This window comes from Enterobacter sp. ENT03, from assembly GCF_019218745.1.
In the GTDB taxonomy this organism is placed as follows: Bacteria; Pseudomonadota; Gammaproteobacteria; order Enterobacterales; family Enterobacteriaceae; genus Enterobacter_D.
Genome location: NZ_JAHUXA010000003.1, coordinates 95,854 through 111,113 on the forward strand (window position 1 = coordinate 95,854; position 15,260 = coordinate 111,113).

Annotated in this window: 22 protein-coding genes; 11 read left to right on the forward strand and 11 right to left on the reverse strand. The window is 51.5% G+C overall.

Going from position 1 to position 15,260, the window contains the following annotated elements; genetic code table 11:
- Positions 1 to 8: 8 nt before the first annotated feature.
- The 9 genes from KW828_RS07085 to KW828_RS07130 form a co-directional block, all read right to left on the reverse strand.
- Positions 9 to 782, reverse strand: a complete 774-nt coding sequence (locus KW828_RS07085) for a DUF72 domain-containing protein (protein WP_218335905.1) — start codon at positions 780 to 782, stop codon at positions 9 to 11.
- Positions 761 to 2,074: a site-specific integrase gene (locus KW828_RS07090; protein WP_218335730.1), complete on the reverse strand. Its 1,314-nt coding sequence runs from the start codon at positions 2,072 to 2,074 to the stop codon at positions 761 to 763. Before KW828_RS07090 ends, KW828_RS07085 begins: the two co-directional genes overlap by 22 nt.
- A gap of 55 nt (positions 2,075 to 2,129) precedes the next feature.
- Entirely contained in the window at positions 2,130 to 2,366 is a 237-nt protein-coding gene (locus KW828_RS07095; protein ID WP_072568848.1) for an excisionase family protein, read from the reverse strand.
- 60 nt (positions 2,367 to 2,426) lie between these two features.
- A complete protein-coding gene (locus KW828_RS21885) occupies positions 2,427 to 3,077 on the reverse strand; it encodes a hypothetical protein (protein WP_256350059.1) in 651 nt (216 codons plus the stop codon).
- A gap of 305 nt (positions 3,078 to 3,382) precedes the next feature.
- The gene (locus tag KW828_RS07105) at positions 3,383 to 4,018 is read right to left on the reverse strand and encodes a hypothetical protein (protein ID WP_218335731.1); all 636 of its coding nucleotides are present in this window, start codon (positions 4,016 to 4,018) and stop codon (positions 3,383 to 3,385) included.
- Positions 4,011 to 4,508, reverse strand: coding sequence for a hypothetical protein (locus KW828_RS07110; RefSeq protein ID WP_218335732.1), 498 nt, complete (start codon positions 4,506 to 4,508; stop codon positions 4,011 to 4,013). Before KW828_RS07110 ends, KW828_RS07105 begins: the two co-directional genes overlap by 8 nt.
- Positions 4,505 to 5,035 carry an HD family hydrolase gene (locus KW828_RS07115; RefSeq protein ID WP_218335733.1) on the reverse strand — a complete coding sequence of 177 codons (531 nt, stop codon included), beginning with the start codon at positions 5,033 to 5,035 and terminating at the stop codon, positions 4,505 to 4,507. Before KW828_RS07115 ends, KW828_RS07110 begins: the two co-directional genes overlap by 4 nt.
- 92 nt (positions 5,036 to 5,127) lie before the next feature.
- Entirely contained in the window at positions 5,128 to 6,045 is a 918-nt protein-coding gene (rdgC, locus tag KW828_RS07120) for a recombination-associated protein RdgC (protein ID WP_218335906.1), read from the reverse strand.
- 615 nt (positions 6,046 to 6,660) lie between these two features.
- Positions 6,661 to 7,335 carry a LexA family transcriptional regulator gene (locus tag KW828_RS07130; protein WP_218335907.1) on the reverse strand — a complete coding sequence of 225 codons (675 nt, stop codon included), beginning with the start codon at positions 7,333 to 7,335 and terminating at the stop codon, positions 6,661 to 6,663.
- Positions 7,336 to 7,423: 88 nt separating this feature from the next.
- Here KW828_RS07130 and KW828_RS07135 point away from each other — a divergent pair, with 88 nt between their 5' ends.
- The 11 genes from KW828_RS07135 (at position 7,424) to KW828_RS07185 (ending at position 13,690) form a co-directional block, all read left to right on the forward strand.
- Positions 7,424 to 7,624 carry a YdaS family helix-turn-helix protein gene (locus tag KW828_RS07135; protein ID WP_218335734.1) on the forward strand — a complete coding sequence of 67 codons (201 nt, stop codon included), beginning with the start codon at positions 7,424 to 7,426 and terminating at the stop codon, positions 7,622 to 7,624.
- 44 nt (positions 7,625 to 7,668) lie between these two features.
- Positions 7,669 to 8,238: a YmfL family putative regulatory protein gene (locus KW828_RS07140; RefSeq protein WP_218335735.1), complete on the forward strand. Its 570-nt coding sequence runs from the start codon at positions 7,669 to 7,671 to the stop codon at positions 8,236 to 8,238.
- 144 nt (positions 8,239 to 8,382) lie between these two features.
- Positions 8,383 to 8,565, forward strand: a complete 183-nt coding sequence (locus KW828_RS07145) for a DUF4222 domain-containing protein (RefSeq protein ID WP_218335736.1) — start codon at positions 8,383 to 8,385, stop codon at positions 8,563 to 8,565.
- The gene (locus KW828_RS07150; RefSeq protein ID WP_218335737.1) at positions 8,555 to 9,430 is read left to right on the forward strand and encodes a conserved phage C-terminal domain-containing protein; all 876 of its coding nucleotides are present in this window, start codon (positions 8,555 to 8,557) and stop codon (positions 9,428 to 9,430) included. The genes KW828_RS07145 and KW828_RS07150 overlap by 11 nt, the downstream gene beginning before the upstream one ends.
- On the forward strand, positions 9,427 to 9,846 hold the full coding sequence (locus KW828_RS07155; protein WP_218335738.1) for a hypothetical protein: 420 nt from the start codon (positions 9,427 to 9,429) through the stop codon (positions 9,844 to 9,846). The genes KW828_RS07150 and KW828_RS07155 overlap by 4 nt, the downstream gene beginning before the upstream one ends.
- Positions 9,846 to 10,733, forward strand: a complete 888-nt coding sequence (locus KW828_RS07160; protein ID WP_218335739.1) for a Dam family site-specific DNA-(adenine-N6)-methyltransferase — start codon at positions 9,846 to 9,848, stop codon at positions 10,731 to 10,733. Before KW828_RS07155 ends, KW828_RS07160 begins: the two co-directional genes overlap by 1 nt.
- Entirely contained in the window at positions 10,723 to 11,049 is a 327-nt protein-coding gene (locus KW828_RS07165; protein WP_218335740.1) for a LexA family transcriptional regulator, read from the forward strand. Before KW828_RS07160 ends, KW828_RS07165 begins: the two co-directional genes overlap by 11 nt.
- Entirely contained in the window at positions 11,046 to 11,465 is a 420-nt protein-coding gene (locus tag KW828_RS07170; protein WP_218335741.1) for a RusA family crossover junction endodeoxyribonuclease, read from the forward strand. Before KW828_RS07165 ends, KW828_RS07170 begins: the two co-directional genes overlap by 4 nt.
- Before the next feature lie 64 nt (positions 11,466 to 11,529).
- Positions 11,530 to 12,327 carry a KilA-N domain-containing protein gene (locus KW828_RS07175; RefSeq protein ID WP_218335742.1) on the forward strand — a complete coding sequence of 266 codons (798 nt, stop codon included), beginning with the start codon at positions 11,530 to 11,532 and terminating at the stop codon, positions 12,325 to 12,327.
- Between the two features lie 8 nt (positions 12,328 to 12,335).
- A complete protein-coding gene (locus tag KW828_RS07180; RefSeq protein ID WP_218335743.1) occupies positions 12,336 to 13,325 on the forward strand; it encodes a DUF968 domain-containing protein in 990 nt (329 codons plus the stop codon).
- Between the two features lie 17 nt (positions 13,326 to 13,342).
- Positions 13,343 to 13,690 carry an antiterminator Q family protein gene (locus KW828_RS07185; RefSeq protein ID WP_218335744.1) on the forward strand — a complete coding sequence of 116 codons (348 nt, stop codon included), beginning with the start codon at positions 13,343 to 13,345 and terminating at the stop codon, positions 13,688 to 13,690.
- A gap of 22 nt (positions 13,691 to 13,712) precedes the next feature.
- Here the strand turns inward: KW828_RS07185 and KW828_RS07190 are convergent, their stop codons facing one another.
- The gene (locus KW828_RS07190; RefSeq protein WP_218335745.1) at positions 13,713 to 14,198 is read right to left on the reverse strand and encodes a hypothetical protein; all 486 of its coding nucleotides are present in this window, start codon (positions 14,196 to 14,198) and stop codon (positions 13,713 to 13,715) included.
- A gap of 29 nt (positions 14,199 to 14,227) precedes the next feature.
- Entirely contained in the window at positions 14,228 to 15,049 is an 822-nt protein-coding gene (locus KW828_RS07195) for a hypothetical protein (protein ID WP_218335746.1), read from the reverse strand.
- Positions 15,050 to 15,260: the final 211 nt, after the last annotated feature.

Consider the following 15,260-nt stretch of genomic DNA (forward strand, 5'->3'; position numbering starts at 1 on the left):
CGACTGATTCAGAAAAGAGAGGATTGTTGTGGAATCGACGGGGCGGGGCCAATAGACGGCATTGCCGCGCGCAGAGAGGACCAGAGGGTGTCCACCAGTTCCGGGGCGTGAGCGATATCCGGCGTATGTAAAAACAGCCACGGCGTGCTGTTTTGTTCCCACAGCGGCAGTTTTTGCAGCCAGACGTCGAACAGCGCACGATTTTGTGCCATGTCGTCGCTGCCGATAAAGCGCACCATCGGATCGGATGCAGTGACCACGGCGTGAACCGGCAGCTTTGGCTTTTTACGCTGGGCGTCAATAATGGCCTGATTACTGGGGATCGCGCTGTGTACCGGGCGGCTGTCTAAGATTACCCGGTTAACGCCACGCATATGCAGGCCACGGTTGAGCTGGGTTTCTGCCTCGCCTTTGGCGAAGAATTCCGCATGGCGAACTTCCACGCCATAGGTAAAGGCTTTCGGCAAACCGTCCAGGAAGTCCCACAGCGCGGGTAACGCCTGCGGGCCAAAGGTCGCCGGAAGCTGGAGCCAGTACTGGCCCAGGCGATGTTCCAGCGGCGACAGGCGGGTGAAAAACTCCTGCGTTAAATCCTCACAGTTGCGTAGCGCCGCCTGATGGGAAATCGTTGCCGGAAATTTAAAGCAAAAGCGGAAATCGTCATGGGTCTGATCGTGCCAGCGGGCGACGATCTCCGCTTTCGGCAGGGCGTAGAGGGTGGTGTTGCCCTCCACGCAGTTAACATGGCGGGTAACATTAACTAACTTACTGATTTTAAAAATGCTCCACTAATGCCTTGTGGTCGATGGGGCATTGATGGGGCAAAGTCGCCAAGCTTTTGGTTGAGCATCGCTATCTGCTCTGTACTGCTGTCAGCCATCCAGGCCCCGTACACATTGAATACCATCTGGGCGCTTGCATGGCCCATCTGACTGGCAATGAAGCTGGGGTTTGCGCCAGCGGATAGTGACCAGCATGCGTAGGTATGGCGTGACTGATAAGCCTTCCTGTGCCTTATTCCTGCTCGCTTAACCGCCGCGTCCCAGGAATCACCTATCGAATCGGCCTTATAAACAAAACCTACCTGAGCGCTACGCCTGACTAACTGAGGATTAAAGACAAACGTGCAGTCGTGCCTCTCGGTCCTGCCATATTCTCGCAACTGAACATCAATCTGATGCTGCTTGCCGAGCCTTGTCATTTCAGCCTGGTTTTTCAGTACGCTAACAGCTGGCTCAATCAGGTGGATCACTCTGTTCGTACTGGCAGCAGTTTTCGGTAGAGTGAATTCACCCAGTTTCGTATAATTACGGCGGATTGTTATTGTCCCAGCTTTAAGATCGATGTCCTCCCATGCCAGGGAGAGCAGTTCCCCGTGACGCACCCCTGTGTATACTGCTAATGACCACAGGTTTTTCGTCTGCTGATGCCGGCATGCATCAATCAGGCGGATAAATTCGTCACGAGTCAGCGGATCGGGTTCTACCCTGGCTTTTTTCAGCGGTTTAATTCCTTCAAACGGATTCGCCTTTATATAGCCATGATCTGCAGCGAACTGGAACATTCCGGCGATTGTTGTCATGTAATAATTTACAGTAACAACGCTCCTGCCTTTGGTCAGGGAATTGCCTTTCTGTCTTGCCCGATGCCCGGTCAGCAAATCCTTCCTGATGTACAGTAAATCCTCTTTGGTCACCGATCCTACCAGTCTTCCCGCTCCGATCCGTGGCACAACATTTCTTACGACCGACTCATAGCGATTGAGGGCGTTCGCAGAAATCTCCATCTTTTTCAGATCCAGCCACTTTTCTTCGAGTTCTTTCACTGTAATTTCTTTCCGGCCTACCCCAAAAGTTTTGAGGTGAGGTGATTCGGGAAACTGTGTCGCATAGTCGAACGTCCCTGTGCGGATTGCGAAACATACCGATGTCCTCAGTTCCCCGGCGATCTTCCTGTTCTTTATGGTGTCAGGGACACCGAGGTTTTCCCTGACACGCTTACCTTTATAACTAAACCAGATGCGCAAAGAGCCACCGTGGTTTTCGACGCCTGTCGGATATATGGCTTTAACCATCGTTCCCTCCCGACGCCCAAGAGCGATGTGAGCTTACCTTTTTCATGGTATCAAATCACCCAGGTTGTTTATTTCTGAGCGAGGCAACCCACGCATCTACTGCCTTGCGGTTATACATACACTCACTGGATGGTTTCGGATTGCCATCCGGGGAAACGTGAATATATTCCCGCCCAACCATCCAGCATTCTTTTCTGGCCCGTAGGATGGTCCCCGGCTTCAGCCCGGTCACCGTGATAAGAACACTTTCGCAAACCCACTCGTTAGGCGCTAACTGAATCACTTCTTGCATAGTTACCTCCACTTAGCCCGGCTGCACCCGGGTTTTAATCAATACTGCTGGTGGTTGAAATCAGCTGCGCTCCTGCTTTATCGCATACAGCTTGGTTCCCGGCTCTACATTAAAGTCCAGCCAGCGGAAATCGACGTTCCGCTCATGGTTTGGGTGGTTCCTGGCCACCACTTCCCCCACCAGATGAGTTGAATACTCCGGGTTTACATGTGTGGCGGCAAAATGCTCAACAGCTTTTTCCCAAATTGCTTTTATGTTCGTCCAACTGACTGGCAGGGTAATTTCAATTCTTCCACTGCCATCGCAGGTTTCGCATTCTTCATCACCAAAACATTCAGGACAGTTGATAAACTTTGTTTCTGAAAACTCACCAGACATCGCACTTTTTGCGCCGTTCTCAGCGGTGAGTCTATTCGGCACCAAGACATAACCATCAGGCACCGCGACGAGCTGCGGGGCGGCGTATAAGTCTGTGCCAATCGGGAGACTGAAATTCATCCTGTCGCTGTATTCACCAACACCGTCATCAACTACGTGGGTCAGGTACTCGCCCGGCTTCTGCGCTTCGGCAGCCTGCATAGCAGCCAGCAGTTCCCGCATACACGCAAGCTCAAATTCTTCTCGCAGAGATATCCCGATAGTGGTACTGCTCTGGATAGTCGCCAGGTCGGTAATCCGGGCGGTCACATTTTCAATGGTTACCTGTTTCATTCATCCCCCTCGATCTTCAATTTGAAGCCAGCAGGCGGCGGCAAATCTCTCGTACAGCATTAATTCCGAGGTCGCCCACCTGCGCGCCGTGCATAATAATTTCTTTGGTTATTTCCACGATTCAATCCTCACCGAATGATTTTTACAGCGGTTCTGCGCCGCGCTGGGCCTTTTATCGAGGCCATAAAAGTGAGTCGGCAAATGCGCGACACCTGAAGGCGCGTAGCGAACGGTCGCGCGATTGGATATGCGAATGCGATCACCGGGTTTGACAAACAGAAACTTCGCTTTGCGGTTCTTCACGCTCACTCCCCCTCGACCTGCAATTTGAGGCCCAACTCGGCGCAGGCGATGGCAACAGCCTCCAGCGTCCGGTTTTGTGCGTACAGCGGCGCTCTATCCAAAACGTCGGGCAGCTTCACGGTGAGCGCTCTGGCCTCAAGCTCGGCTATGCGAGAGTCCCGCTCAGCAATGAGTTGTACCAGGGCATCGCCATTTTTCAGGGCCGCTTCTCGTCTGTATTCTGCGTCCTCTACATCTGATTGAAGCTCAGCAATCCGCTTCTCTGCGGCTTCGAGCTTCGCCTCCAGTTCTGCTATGCGCCGCTCTGCCCCGTTAGCCTTCATGTGCTGCGTGATAAGCGCGCCATTAGCCATTAGTAATTGTTCATGCTCTGTTTTAAATGCCTTGGCCAACTTATCAGCGCGAAAACGTTCGTTATCAAAACTGTTGCGCCAGTTATCTCGCTCCCTTTCTGCGGCTTCCAGCGCCTCTGTCAGTGCCAGAAAGTCAGACTCTTTGAACAACTTAGTGGCTGGCAAGCGAGGCTCAGTAAAACTCGCCTCTCCATGCTTTATGTGATGCCAGCGCTGACCGAGTTGTTCAAAAATGAACTCACCTACCGGTTTCAGCTTCGCCGTCAGTTCGTTGATGTCAGTCATGATTCACCTCGTTGCGCAGCTGTGCGGCGAACGCTTTTGCATCTCCGGCATGTTGTTCAAGCCAATCAACCAGCGATTCCATGTCAACTACGGCGGGATTATCAAGAATGCTTTCGTATATCCTTTTAGCTTCTTGCGCCCGCTGCTCGGCGAGGAAGCGAGCCGTAGCGGGAAGTAACATCACAGCCAGTTTGCCAATGATTTTCTGCACTTCTGTAGGGCACTGTTCGTAATGCTCATCGGTGATAAACGCAGCGTCATTGCGAATCGCTCTTATCGCCGCATTCTCAGCAGCCAGCTGATCGCGCTCGTTTTCTGTACTATTCAGTGCAGCCATTGCACCTATATGCGCCAAATTTAGCGCCTCCAACCGAGAGGCCATTTCTCGTACCAGCTCAGAATAAACGCCGGTCTGCTTGATGCTGGTGGAGTAGTTGTGTGCCGTTCTGACCAGCTCAATGATGGTCATTTTTGCCAGTTGCTCTTTCATTGGCGCGCCCCGCTCAGTTCATTGAAGCGGTTCATGAACAGGCCAAAGGCCTGGCCCGGGCGCAGTGGATTGATCTGGATGAGGTCTGATGCCGGTATGCCTTCGAGAATCGGCCAGTGCGTACCATTGTCGATTTCGAGATCCCGGCGCTCGGTTGCCAGCATGACCAGATCGGCATATTTAACGGCGGTAGATTGGTTAAGCGGAAGACCGAACTTACTGCGGATCAGGTCATCCACTTGTGCTTCGATGCGGCGATAGTCCGGCAGCAGTGCTTTCAACGGCGCGGGCATGTCCAGACAATAAGCTTCAGCTGCATCGTGCAGCAACGCTTCAAAGGCGTATTCCTGCGGCACGATCTGGCTGCACAGAACGGAGTGCTGCGCCACGCTGTAAAACTCGGGCAGGTGGCCGGCAAAGCGGCAAATATTCGAGAGGGCAGTAGCGATGTCCTCAATATCGACATCGTCTGTTTGCGCGTTCAGGTAATCAAAATGCTTACCGCTCAGGGTTTGAATAAAGGACATCGTTATTTCTCCGTGTTATTTCGCGCTGCACCGCGTCGAATTTTGGTTGCAGCAACCCAACCCATTGCGATGGGGTAGTTGCTGCTGAGTTTTTACGCTGCTGGTTTTTGGTCTTGCGGATCTTTATAAGAGAGGAGTTCGCACAGGCCGTTTACCACCTTACTGAACTGGAAAAGATCGGCGCCTGCCTGATGCCGCCATTGATATGCCCGGTCATCTTCTGGATTGAAGGTGTGATCCTGGGTGTCAATACGGCGGAAGTGGAAGTTTTCCGTAAGCAGGAAATGCACACCCGCACCGACGAGTTCCATCTGGTCAACTGTAAATCCGCTATTCAGGCTCTCGATGATCTCTGCCGCAACTGAATTATGTTCAGCTGAGTAGCGAATAGTTTCCTTCTGATCTGCGTGTCTTGAGAGTTGGATATAGTCACCAACAGCGAAACCATCGAACGCTTCGCTGTTACCGGCCAGGTGATTCTGCAAGCGAGTTGTCAAGCCGTTCTTTATGTCGCTGATATGGATCGTTTCGGTCTTAACGGAACCAATTACCTTAATCAGGAGTGCGCAGGCCAGCGAGGCCATATTTTTGTTCGAAGTGTTGATCACCAGAAGGTTATCGGCGGATTTATACAGCGCCAGGATGAGGGAGGATTTAACGAAAGCCTTTTTGCACAGATCGACTTTCACCTGAGCAGCAATCTGGCGGCGCTCGATACGCTTTACTTTTTCGCCTCTGAGCAGCTCTACTTTGTTGACGCGCTCCTGCGTTTCGCGAACTACAACCTGCGCAGGTAATATTTTCTGATCATGGCGAATCACGATGGCATATCCGCCAGTAAGCGGGGTGACAAGTTCGCCTGTAACCGGATTTGGCACGAATGACGCACGGGAAAACTCGGTTTCGCCAATATCGCTGTAGGGCAGCTCCAGCAGGTGACCCTCAACTGCTTCAATGCTTGGCAGCGTAGCCCGATAAACTATGGCGCTGCGGAATTTGGATAATTTCATTGGTTCGATCCTCTGCACAAGGGGTTAGTTTCTCCACACAACACAGAAGAGCACCTGCACAATACCGCGACTGCAATCGCCTTATGTACCCGGGTGGATTGGGTTATGAGCCCGTCGCCCGGTGATGCTCTTGTGTGTAGCGTAAAAAAGTGCGGCATCCTCACGGGTAAAGATCAGATGCCGCCAAAGACAGCAGTTGGCATTTTTTGGCTGTGACACCGGGGCGCTACACCCGCTTACTTCCCGCCGCTCTGTTTTGGTATTGGTCACCAGTACCTGTGACTCAGCCGATTACGGGTCTTTGCGTCGGCCGGCGCTGCAGTTCGCTTGAACACGTCACAACGGAAAGAGCATTGCGTAACCTGGCACCGATCTGGCCGCCGGTCGGTTTGTACTGGATTCTTCCCCAGCCACTGGCCCGGACAACGAAGCTTCTATGTGCGTTACAACCAATGCTCTTTCCTGTTGTGTGCGAATCATCCGGTCATTCATACGCCACCGGCGGCTACTTCGTGGGCGTCCCGCCTGTTCGCTGTTGCTTGTAGGTACATTATGTACCGTTAGGGTACATTGTCAAGCATAAAAAAACCCGCTTTCGCGGGCTCAAGGTGAAAATTAATTTTTATGTAAGTACCTTCGGGGCTTACCTGAGAAGATGACTGTTCCGATTATGGAGCAATTACCGTCTATCTTAACGTAAGGCTCAGGCCAGCTTTGATTCAAAGCTTTCAAATACTTACTGCCACCATCTTCAATCAACCTCTTGAAAGTGGTTTCACCGGAATCGTGCATAAGCGCTATGACATCATCTCCATGACCTGCCGGGATCTCGGGGTCTACAAAAATCATGTCGCCGGGCCGGTACTCATCGATCATTGAGTCACCGATAACACGTAAAATATACGTCATGGGTCCGCACGGCACAGGGCACGGATAAGTTTCAACACCGTTCAAGTCCACCTCAGCAAAGCCAGCTTCCGTCCATGCTCCTGCCTGCACCCAGGAGATAACCGGAACCAATGTTATGTTTCTATTAGTGTCTGATACATCAGGACTTTTCGCAATGTTAGTGGTTTGGTGTTCCTGATCCAACCAGCCTAACGGTAAATCAAAGCATTTTTCAATATGGCGCGCCATCGCATCGCCAATATTTTTAGACGCGCCTTCCCCCATAAACCTGCTGGTTTGGGTGGGCTCTCTGTCGATCATGGTGGCGAAGTAAGTGTTTCCACCGACACCATCACGCAGCTTCCTGGCGTTTAACCGCCTAATTTCCTGAATCGTTTTCATCCCAGAATTAAACATTGTGTACCTTATTGGTACAAGTACCTTGTAGGTTCATATTATTCGTGTAATATGTACACAGGAGGTACATATCATGAAAGAATATTGGGACTCTTTATCCAAAGAGCAGCAGTTTCAATTAGCAGTAAGTGTTCGCTCAACGCCTGGCTATCTGCGTCTGGTCTTCAATGGCTACAAAAAAGCGGGATTTTCTCTCGCGAAAAAGTTGGAGGAAATCACCGCAGGTGCAATCACGAAGTCAGATCTGCGTCCTGACATCTATCCAAAACAGTAACCATGAAAACGAATAAAAGTAACCACAGCTACAAGGGGTTAACCGTGGATAACAAACACTGGCAAGTAGAAAAGCAGCCCGCCTGGCTGGTGGCCGCAATCAAAAAGACGATCTCCAGTCTGCCCGGCGGCTATGCCGAAGCGGCTGAATGGCTCGGTGTTACCGAAGATGCACTCTTTAACCGCCTGCGTACCGGCGGCGATCAGATCTTCCCGATGGGCTGGGCAATGGTGCTCCAGCAGGCCAGCGGTACAAAGCATATTGCCGACGCGGTATCGCGCCAGTCCAACAGCGTTAACGTTCCGCTCGTGGAAATTGAAGACGTGGACAACGCCGACATCAATCAGCGCCTGATGGAAACCTTTGAATGGATCAGCGAGCACTCCCGCTATGTCCGGCAGGCTACAGCCGACGGAGTTATTGACCAGGCAGAACGCGCTCAAATCGAAGAGAACAGCTATCAGGTAATGGCTAAGTGGCAGGAGCACTTAACGCTGCTTTATCGCGTTTTTTGTGCGCCAGAAAAGAGTGACGCCAGCGAGTGTGCAGCTCCTGGCGTCGTGGCGTGTCGTAACGTGGAGAAACTAACGCATGAACAGTTTAACGGTAAATAACCGCTTACCGCAACTGCGGATGATCCCGGTGCCGGGCCAGCCGCTGTTTCGGTATGAACGCAGAATATCAAACCGCTGGGTGGAGTGTAACCACAGCCGCGCGCGGGCAATCGTGGGTGTGTATTACCGGAGGGCGAAAGCGTTATGCGTGAACTCAACCGATGGTTCAAAGACCATCACGGCATTCCCGTCCGGGTCATCAGATGGGAGCCAGAAACCCGGCGCGTTATCTATCTGCGAAAAGGTTATGAGTACGGCGAATGTTTCAGCCCGCTCGAACAGTTCCAGCGAAAGTTCAGGGAAATAGAGGGCGATCATGAGCACTAAATTAACCGGCTACGTCTGGGACGCATGCGCCGCTTCAGGCATGAAGCTCTCCAGCGTGGCGATTATGGCCAGACTGGCCGACTTCAGTAACGACGAGGGCATCAGCTGGCCTTCCATCGGCACCATTGCCCGTCAGATTGGCGCGGGCGAAAGCACCGTGCGTACCGCGATCGCACAGCTGGAAAAAGACAACTGGCTTTCGCGTAAACAACGACGCCAGGGAAACCGCAATGCATCGAACGTCTATCAGCTGAACGTGGCAAAGCTCCAGGCCGCTGCATTCTCTCACCTGTCAGATTCTGACCCGTCAAATTCTGACGCATCAAAATCTGATGCATCAAAATCTGACCCCTCAAAATTTGAGGCATCAAAAAACAGGGCTGGCGGCAGTTTTGACCCGTCAGAATCTGGTGGGGATCCGTCAGTAAAATCAACTACAGATCCACAAGTAAAACCAAAACCCTCTTGTCCGGTTGCTGCGCAACCCGACTCGGAAGTTGTACTGACTGATTTTGCAATCGAAGTGCTTTCTCATCTGAACCTGATCAGCGGATCCCGTTACCAGAAATCCAAAACGTCGCTGGAGAACATCCGGGCCAGGCTGCGGGAAGGTTACAGCGTTGCGGATCTGAAGCTGGTGATTGACCTGAAACACGAGCACTGGCGTGAGAACGACGAGCAGTACCAGTACATGCGTCCTGAAACGCTGTTCGGTCCGAAGAAGTTCGAAGGCTATCTGCAAAGCGCAACGCGCTGGGAAGCGAAGGGGCGCCCGGCGCGTGAAACGTGGAATAAAAACCAGGAGCGGGATGTTAATGCGATCACCGCCTGCGATAACAAGATTCCAGAGGGGTTCCGGGGATGAGTAACATTTCGAAGGTACTTGAATACATCAAAAACAACCCTGGCGTGTTGCCCTCTGAGGTCGCCGCTGCGCTGCCCCATATCAACAAAAGCACCGCCTTCGGGGCAGTCGAAAATCTCTGGCAGACCGGAAAAATACAGCGCGTAGAGAGCGCAGATGGCTTCCGCTATATGGTCGATCAGCGGGGGCTGAGCAGTAATAGCGTGCTGGCAGCACTCGAAAAGCGCGCTGTTGAGCTGGAGAACAAGAGACAGTGGCGTCGTGCTGCAACGCTGTGGCTCCAGGCATATGACGCAGCAACCGTAAATGCAGATCGTGAAAAGTACCGTAAACGCCGGGCGCGCTGTCTGAGCGGAATGACCCGGGGTAAGCCGGATGGCGGACAGGTCGCCGGTCACTATGTAGGGGGCAACTGATGTCTCTGGCCAATGAGTGCGGCACTGATACACCTGAGCTGGCAGCCCGCCGTGTATGGCGGCGGCCGTTCCTGAAATGGGCTGGTGGTAAATATCACCAGTTGCCTGATATTGATCGCCTGATCCCTGCCGGCCTGCGCCTGATTGAGCCGTTTGTGGGTGGTGGCTCAGTGTTCATCAACTCCGATAAGCACAGCTCCTTCCTGCTGGCGGACGTCAATGCGGACCTGATCCACCTCTATCAGATGCTGGCCGTGGCGCCGGATGCAGTATTACGGCATGCCCGCCTGCTGTTTGGCTCTTTGAACAGCGCCGAAGGTTATGCTGCTGTCGCTGACGAGTTCAACGCGCAGCTGCTGGGCGGGCCGGAGCGCGCCGCCGCTTTCCTGTACCTGAATCGTCACTGCTTTAACGGGCTGATCCGGTACAACCTCGCAGGTAAATTTAACGTCGGCTGGGGTAAATACCCGAATCCGTATTTCCCGGAAAAGGAGATCGAGGCGTTTACAGCACTGGCGCATAACTGCGTATTCATGATCGCGGGGTATCGCCGCACGCTGTCGCTTGCGAGTGAGGGTGATGTCGTTTACTGCGATCCACCTTACGAGCCTTTACCCGGCACCAACGGTTTCACGAACTACGCCCCTGGCGGGTTTAACTGGGACGATCAGGTCGCGCTGGCAGAGTGTTGTGTTGCCGCCCACCAGCGTGGCGCCGCAGTTGTGATCAGTAACTCCAGCGCACCACGTATCACCGAGCTTTACGCGCAGCATGGCTTCACGCTGCATCACGTTCGCGCCCGCCGCTCAATATCCAGCAAAAGCAGCACGCGTGAAACCGCAAACGACATTGTTGCCGTTCTCGGAGGGATGAACAGTGGAAAATAAACCTTTAACCGTTCGCCAGCGTGAAGTTTTCGATCTGCTGGTGGCTTTCCAGAAAACGCACGGCTACCCGCCTTCACAAAAAGAAGTTGCCGACCTGATGGGGGCATCGTCAGCGAACGCGGCCACTGACATGTTGCGCGCACTCCAGCGCAAAGGCGCGATCAACCTGGTGCGTGGCGTGAGCCGGGGCATCTCGATAAACAGCCAAAGCGCAGAGGATGAGGCTATATCACTGCTGCGCTCGCTGGTGGCTGGCGATCAGCATGCACGTGAAGAAGCTCTCGCCTTTCTCGAAATGCGCGGGGTGCCCGTATGAAACTGACGCTGCCGTTCCCGCCGAGTGTTAACACCTACTGGCGCGCCCCAAATAAGGGGCCGCTGGCCGGTCGCCATCTCATCAGCGCCGCCGGGCGCAAATATCAGAGCGATGCCTGCGCGGCGATCATCGAGCAACTGCGCCGCTTACCGAAGCCGTCAGCGGAAGCCGCTTCCGTTGAAATAACCCTGTACCCGCCGGACGCCCGCCGCCGGGACATCGACAACTACAACAAAGCGCTATTTGACGCGCTGACGCACGCTGGTGTCTGGGAGGACGACAGCCAGGTGAAACGAATGCTGGTGGAGTGGGGGCCAGTGATAAAGAAGGGAAGGGTAGAGATCACGATCAACCTTTTCAGGCCGGTAGTGGATGTACATACAGGTAAGGTTGAAAGTTATGCAAATCAGAATTAAGGTCGATATGTGCAAACGAAACGGGAGTGCAGTCCCGTTCGTATCAAAAACCGTGGAGAACACTATGAGTCAATTACTCGTGATTGACGGCGTTTCTGTACGCCGTGATATTTTTGGCCGTTACTGTCTGAACGATCTTCATCGCGCTGCTGGTGCTCAGGATAAACATAAGCCAGCGTTCTGGCTCCGGAACGAACAAACCGAACAATTAATAAGCGAGTTGCAAATTAGCAACTCGGACACGCCTGATCCTGTCAGCGTCATCCGTGGCGGCAAAGAGCAGGGCAGTTACGTCTGTAAAGAGCTGGTTTATTCTTACGCTATGTGGATCAGCCCCCAGTTCAGCCTGAGGGTGATCCGGACGTTCGATGCAGCAGTAAACCAGCCGGTAACCACGCAGAGCCTGGCAGCCGACAAAATGCAGGCCGGCGTTATCCTGCTCGACTTTATGCAGCGATCCCTGAACCTCTCCAACTCTTCCGTGCTCGGCGCCTGCCAGAAATTACAGGAGTCCGTGGGTCTTCCGAGCCTCGCCCCACAATATGCTATCGACGCGCCGGCTGGTGCTCCCGATGGCTCAAGCCGCCCCACGCAATCCCTGAGCGCCCTGCTTAAAGCCAGCGGTATCCGTATGACGGCTTCGCTGGCATACCAGCAGCTGGCTAAGCTGGGGATCGTTGAGCAAAAAGAACGCCGTAGCCGGTCAGGTGCGAACGGCGTGAAGCGCTTCTGGTCGATGACCGCCAAAGGCTGCATGTACGGGAAGAACATCACCAGTCCGGCTAACCCGCGCGAGACGCAGCCGCATTTCTTCGAATCGAAATTTCCTGAGCTGCTGCGTCTGCTCGAAACCGTCCACTGAGGTGATACGTGAGAGCACTTCTGAAACCTGTAGTGGTCCGGGAGCTGGGTGTGGTGATGTTCCGTCCCGGAGCTGAGTTGCTGGCGCACTTCAGCCGCGGGCGCATGCTGCTGGAGAACGAACCGGAACGTCTGGCCGGGTTACCGTCCGGGCAAATCCCGCCCGCCGCGCAGCCACTGGCAGAAGATCCGATGCTGGTACCGGTGTTTGAAAACGAAAAGGTAATTGCTCGCGCCGGCGGCATGTCCGGTCTGGAAAACTGGCTGATGCGCGGCGGAGAATGCCAGTATCCGCACGGCACCTACCATATGGAAAACGTGACGGCGTTTCATCATGCGCCCGGCGTGATCCGTGTCTGCTGGCACTGCGATAACACACTGCGCGGCCAGTTCACTGAGCGCCTAGCGGGCATCGCCCGGACGAACCTGGCGCAGTGGATCATTGAGTTCGTGCGGATGGCGCTGGGCTTTGATGATACCCACCAGCTGACGATCCCGGAGCTGTGCTGGTGGCTGGTACGTAACGATCTGGCTGACGTTATTCCCGAAGAGCTGGCGCGCCATGCGTTACGCCTGCCGGTGGCAACCATTCCGTCGGTGTATCGCGAAAGTGAGTTGGTACCGGCCCCGGCGGCGGCCAGCATTATTGAGGAAAAAGCTAAGCAGGTGCTGGCACTGCGCATCGATCCGGAATCGCCGGAATCCTTTATGCGCCGTCCGAAACGCCGGCGCTGGGAAAACGAGAAATACACCCGCTGGGCGAAGCAGCAGCCCTGTGCGTGCTGCGGTAATCAGGCAGATGATCCGCATCACATCATTGGCTACGGCCAGGGCGGAATGGGCACCAAAGCGCATGACCTGTTCGTGATACCGCTGTGCAGAGCGCATCACGACGAGTTGCACGCTGACATGAAGGCGTTTGAAGAAAAATATGGCACGCAGCCCGAGCTGCTGCTGAAGACATTAGACCGCGCGCTGGCGATCGGCGTACTGGCGTAACTTAGTGGAGAGAATTGATGCGTGATATGTACGAAGTAATGGATTTGTGGGGTGCCTGGGCTGCTTCAGATCATAGTGGAGTAGATTGGCAGCCAATTGCTGCAGGGTTTAAAGGCCTGCTTCCACACGGAAAGAAATCACGGAATCAGTGTGATGAAGACACAGGCATTATGATCGATGGATGTGTCGCTCGTTTGCGTAAATATAAAGCCGAAGAATATGAGCTTGTTATTGCTCATTTTGTGATTGGCATATCGTTAAGGACAATTGCTAAAAAGCGAAAGTGTTCAGATGGAACAATAAGAAAGGAGCTACAGACTGCTCTTGGGTTCATTCAGGGGGTGCATTCTATGCTAACATTGTAAGGTTGAAAGCCGCGTAAGCGGCTTATTTTGTGTTAAGTTCGCGTTTTTCTCTGAATAGCTCTTTGATTTTTAATGGTATGAAAGTGGATTGAATAAATGAAAAGCATGTAAGAAATGCAATCATATGCCCTACCACTGTTTTTACTAAAACCAACAGCCCTGACGTATTATTCTTATCTTTTGATATAAGATAGAAAATAAAAATTAATGCTAATGTTAAAATATATAGCAAAAATAGAAGATAGTATTTATTGAATCTCATTAAGAATCTTTTTTCTTGGTTTGCTGCGTCAAGGGCGCTTATGTTTGTCATTATTGTGGAGTTTTCCCCAGACATTGTAATTACTAATAGTAAAAAACCAGATAGTATGGAGAATACATTTGCCACCAAATTTAGGGCATCAGTGTTATTGGTCAAACTTCCAGTGAGAAAGTAAGAAAAACTAACCGAGGCTAAAATGTTCAGTGCCGAGATAGACAAACCTGTTTTATCAATGTTTCTGAACATACAAGCCTCCTTTTGTTTGACTGTCTCAATTATAGCTCTTTTGTAGCAAAATCAAGAAGGATTTCTTTTGCATATTTCGCATTTATAGACTTAGAACCATAAGGCACAGTATAATAAGTTTTGGTAAGTTTCAAATCATCACCAAAAATTTTCTCGCCTTTTTTGGTTTCAATATAAAAATCTGAGTCTAAATCACTGATCCAATTAGCTGGATTTGATTCTATGGATTGTGCTAAATCTGCATTACCTTTAGCATCAATTGTAAAATGACCTGAAATACCCTTCGCTTTGAGTTGAGGTTCTTTCTGAAATAAAGAACCAATCATGCTAGGAGGTTTAACGAAATCAGATTCATCTACACTTATATTCAAATGTAAAGCCTTTAACTTATCATCTTTTATCCGTTGTATTACTGCTTTTTGCAATATGGCAGTTGGGGTTACATCAATACCAAATTGCTCGAGTATTTTTGCAATTTTCACTTCACACCAATTTGTTGAGATTTGCATTAATGATGCAAGGCGATTGTCTTTTATTAAAAGAAAAGCATGGAGGTCATCAAGGTTTTCGACATCTAATAAGTCGCTTGAAGATGGAAGCAAAGGAGAGATAGATACCTGAGCTTTAGGGTTATATAGCGCAACATGAATATAATGTTGATTATTTCTAGTTTCAAACTCTTTAACTTTAAGGTGCTTTTCGCTAGAAATTTTTATGACAGAGTTTACTTTAATCTTTGTCGATTTAGAAATCTGATCAAAAAGAATATCAGTGGTTGTTGTGTTTACTTTGAAACCCCTAACAAGACACTTCTTAGAGAGCCCATCCTTTTTTGTATAAGAAAAATTCATAAAAATCCCTAGTTTCTGAGTGGAAAAAATATTGTAATCAAATGCTAACGCGTACGCAAAAACTATCGTAACCTGTTAAGAGTGGTTTCTTCGCCACGGACTTAAAACCATTTCTTAACCTCGTTGTTGCGAGGACTTATCTTTATGAGGGCTGCCTAAGGGCGGCCTTTTTTATTTCCCCTCACCTGAGAGGATCCACAGCAATGACGAG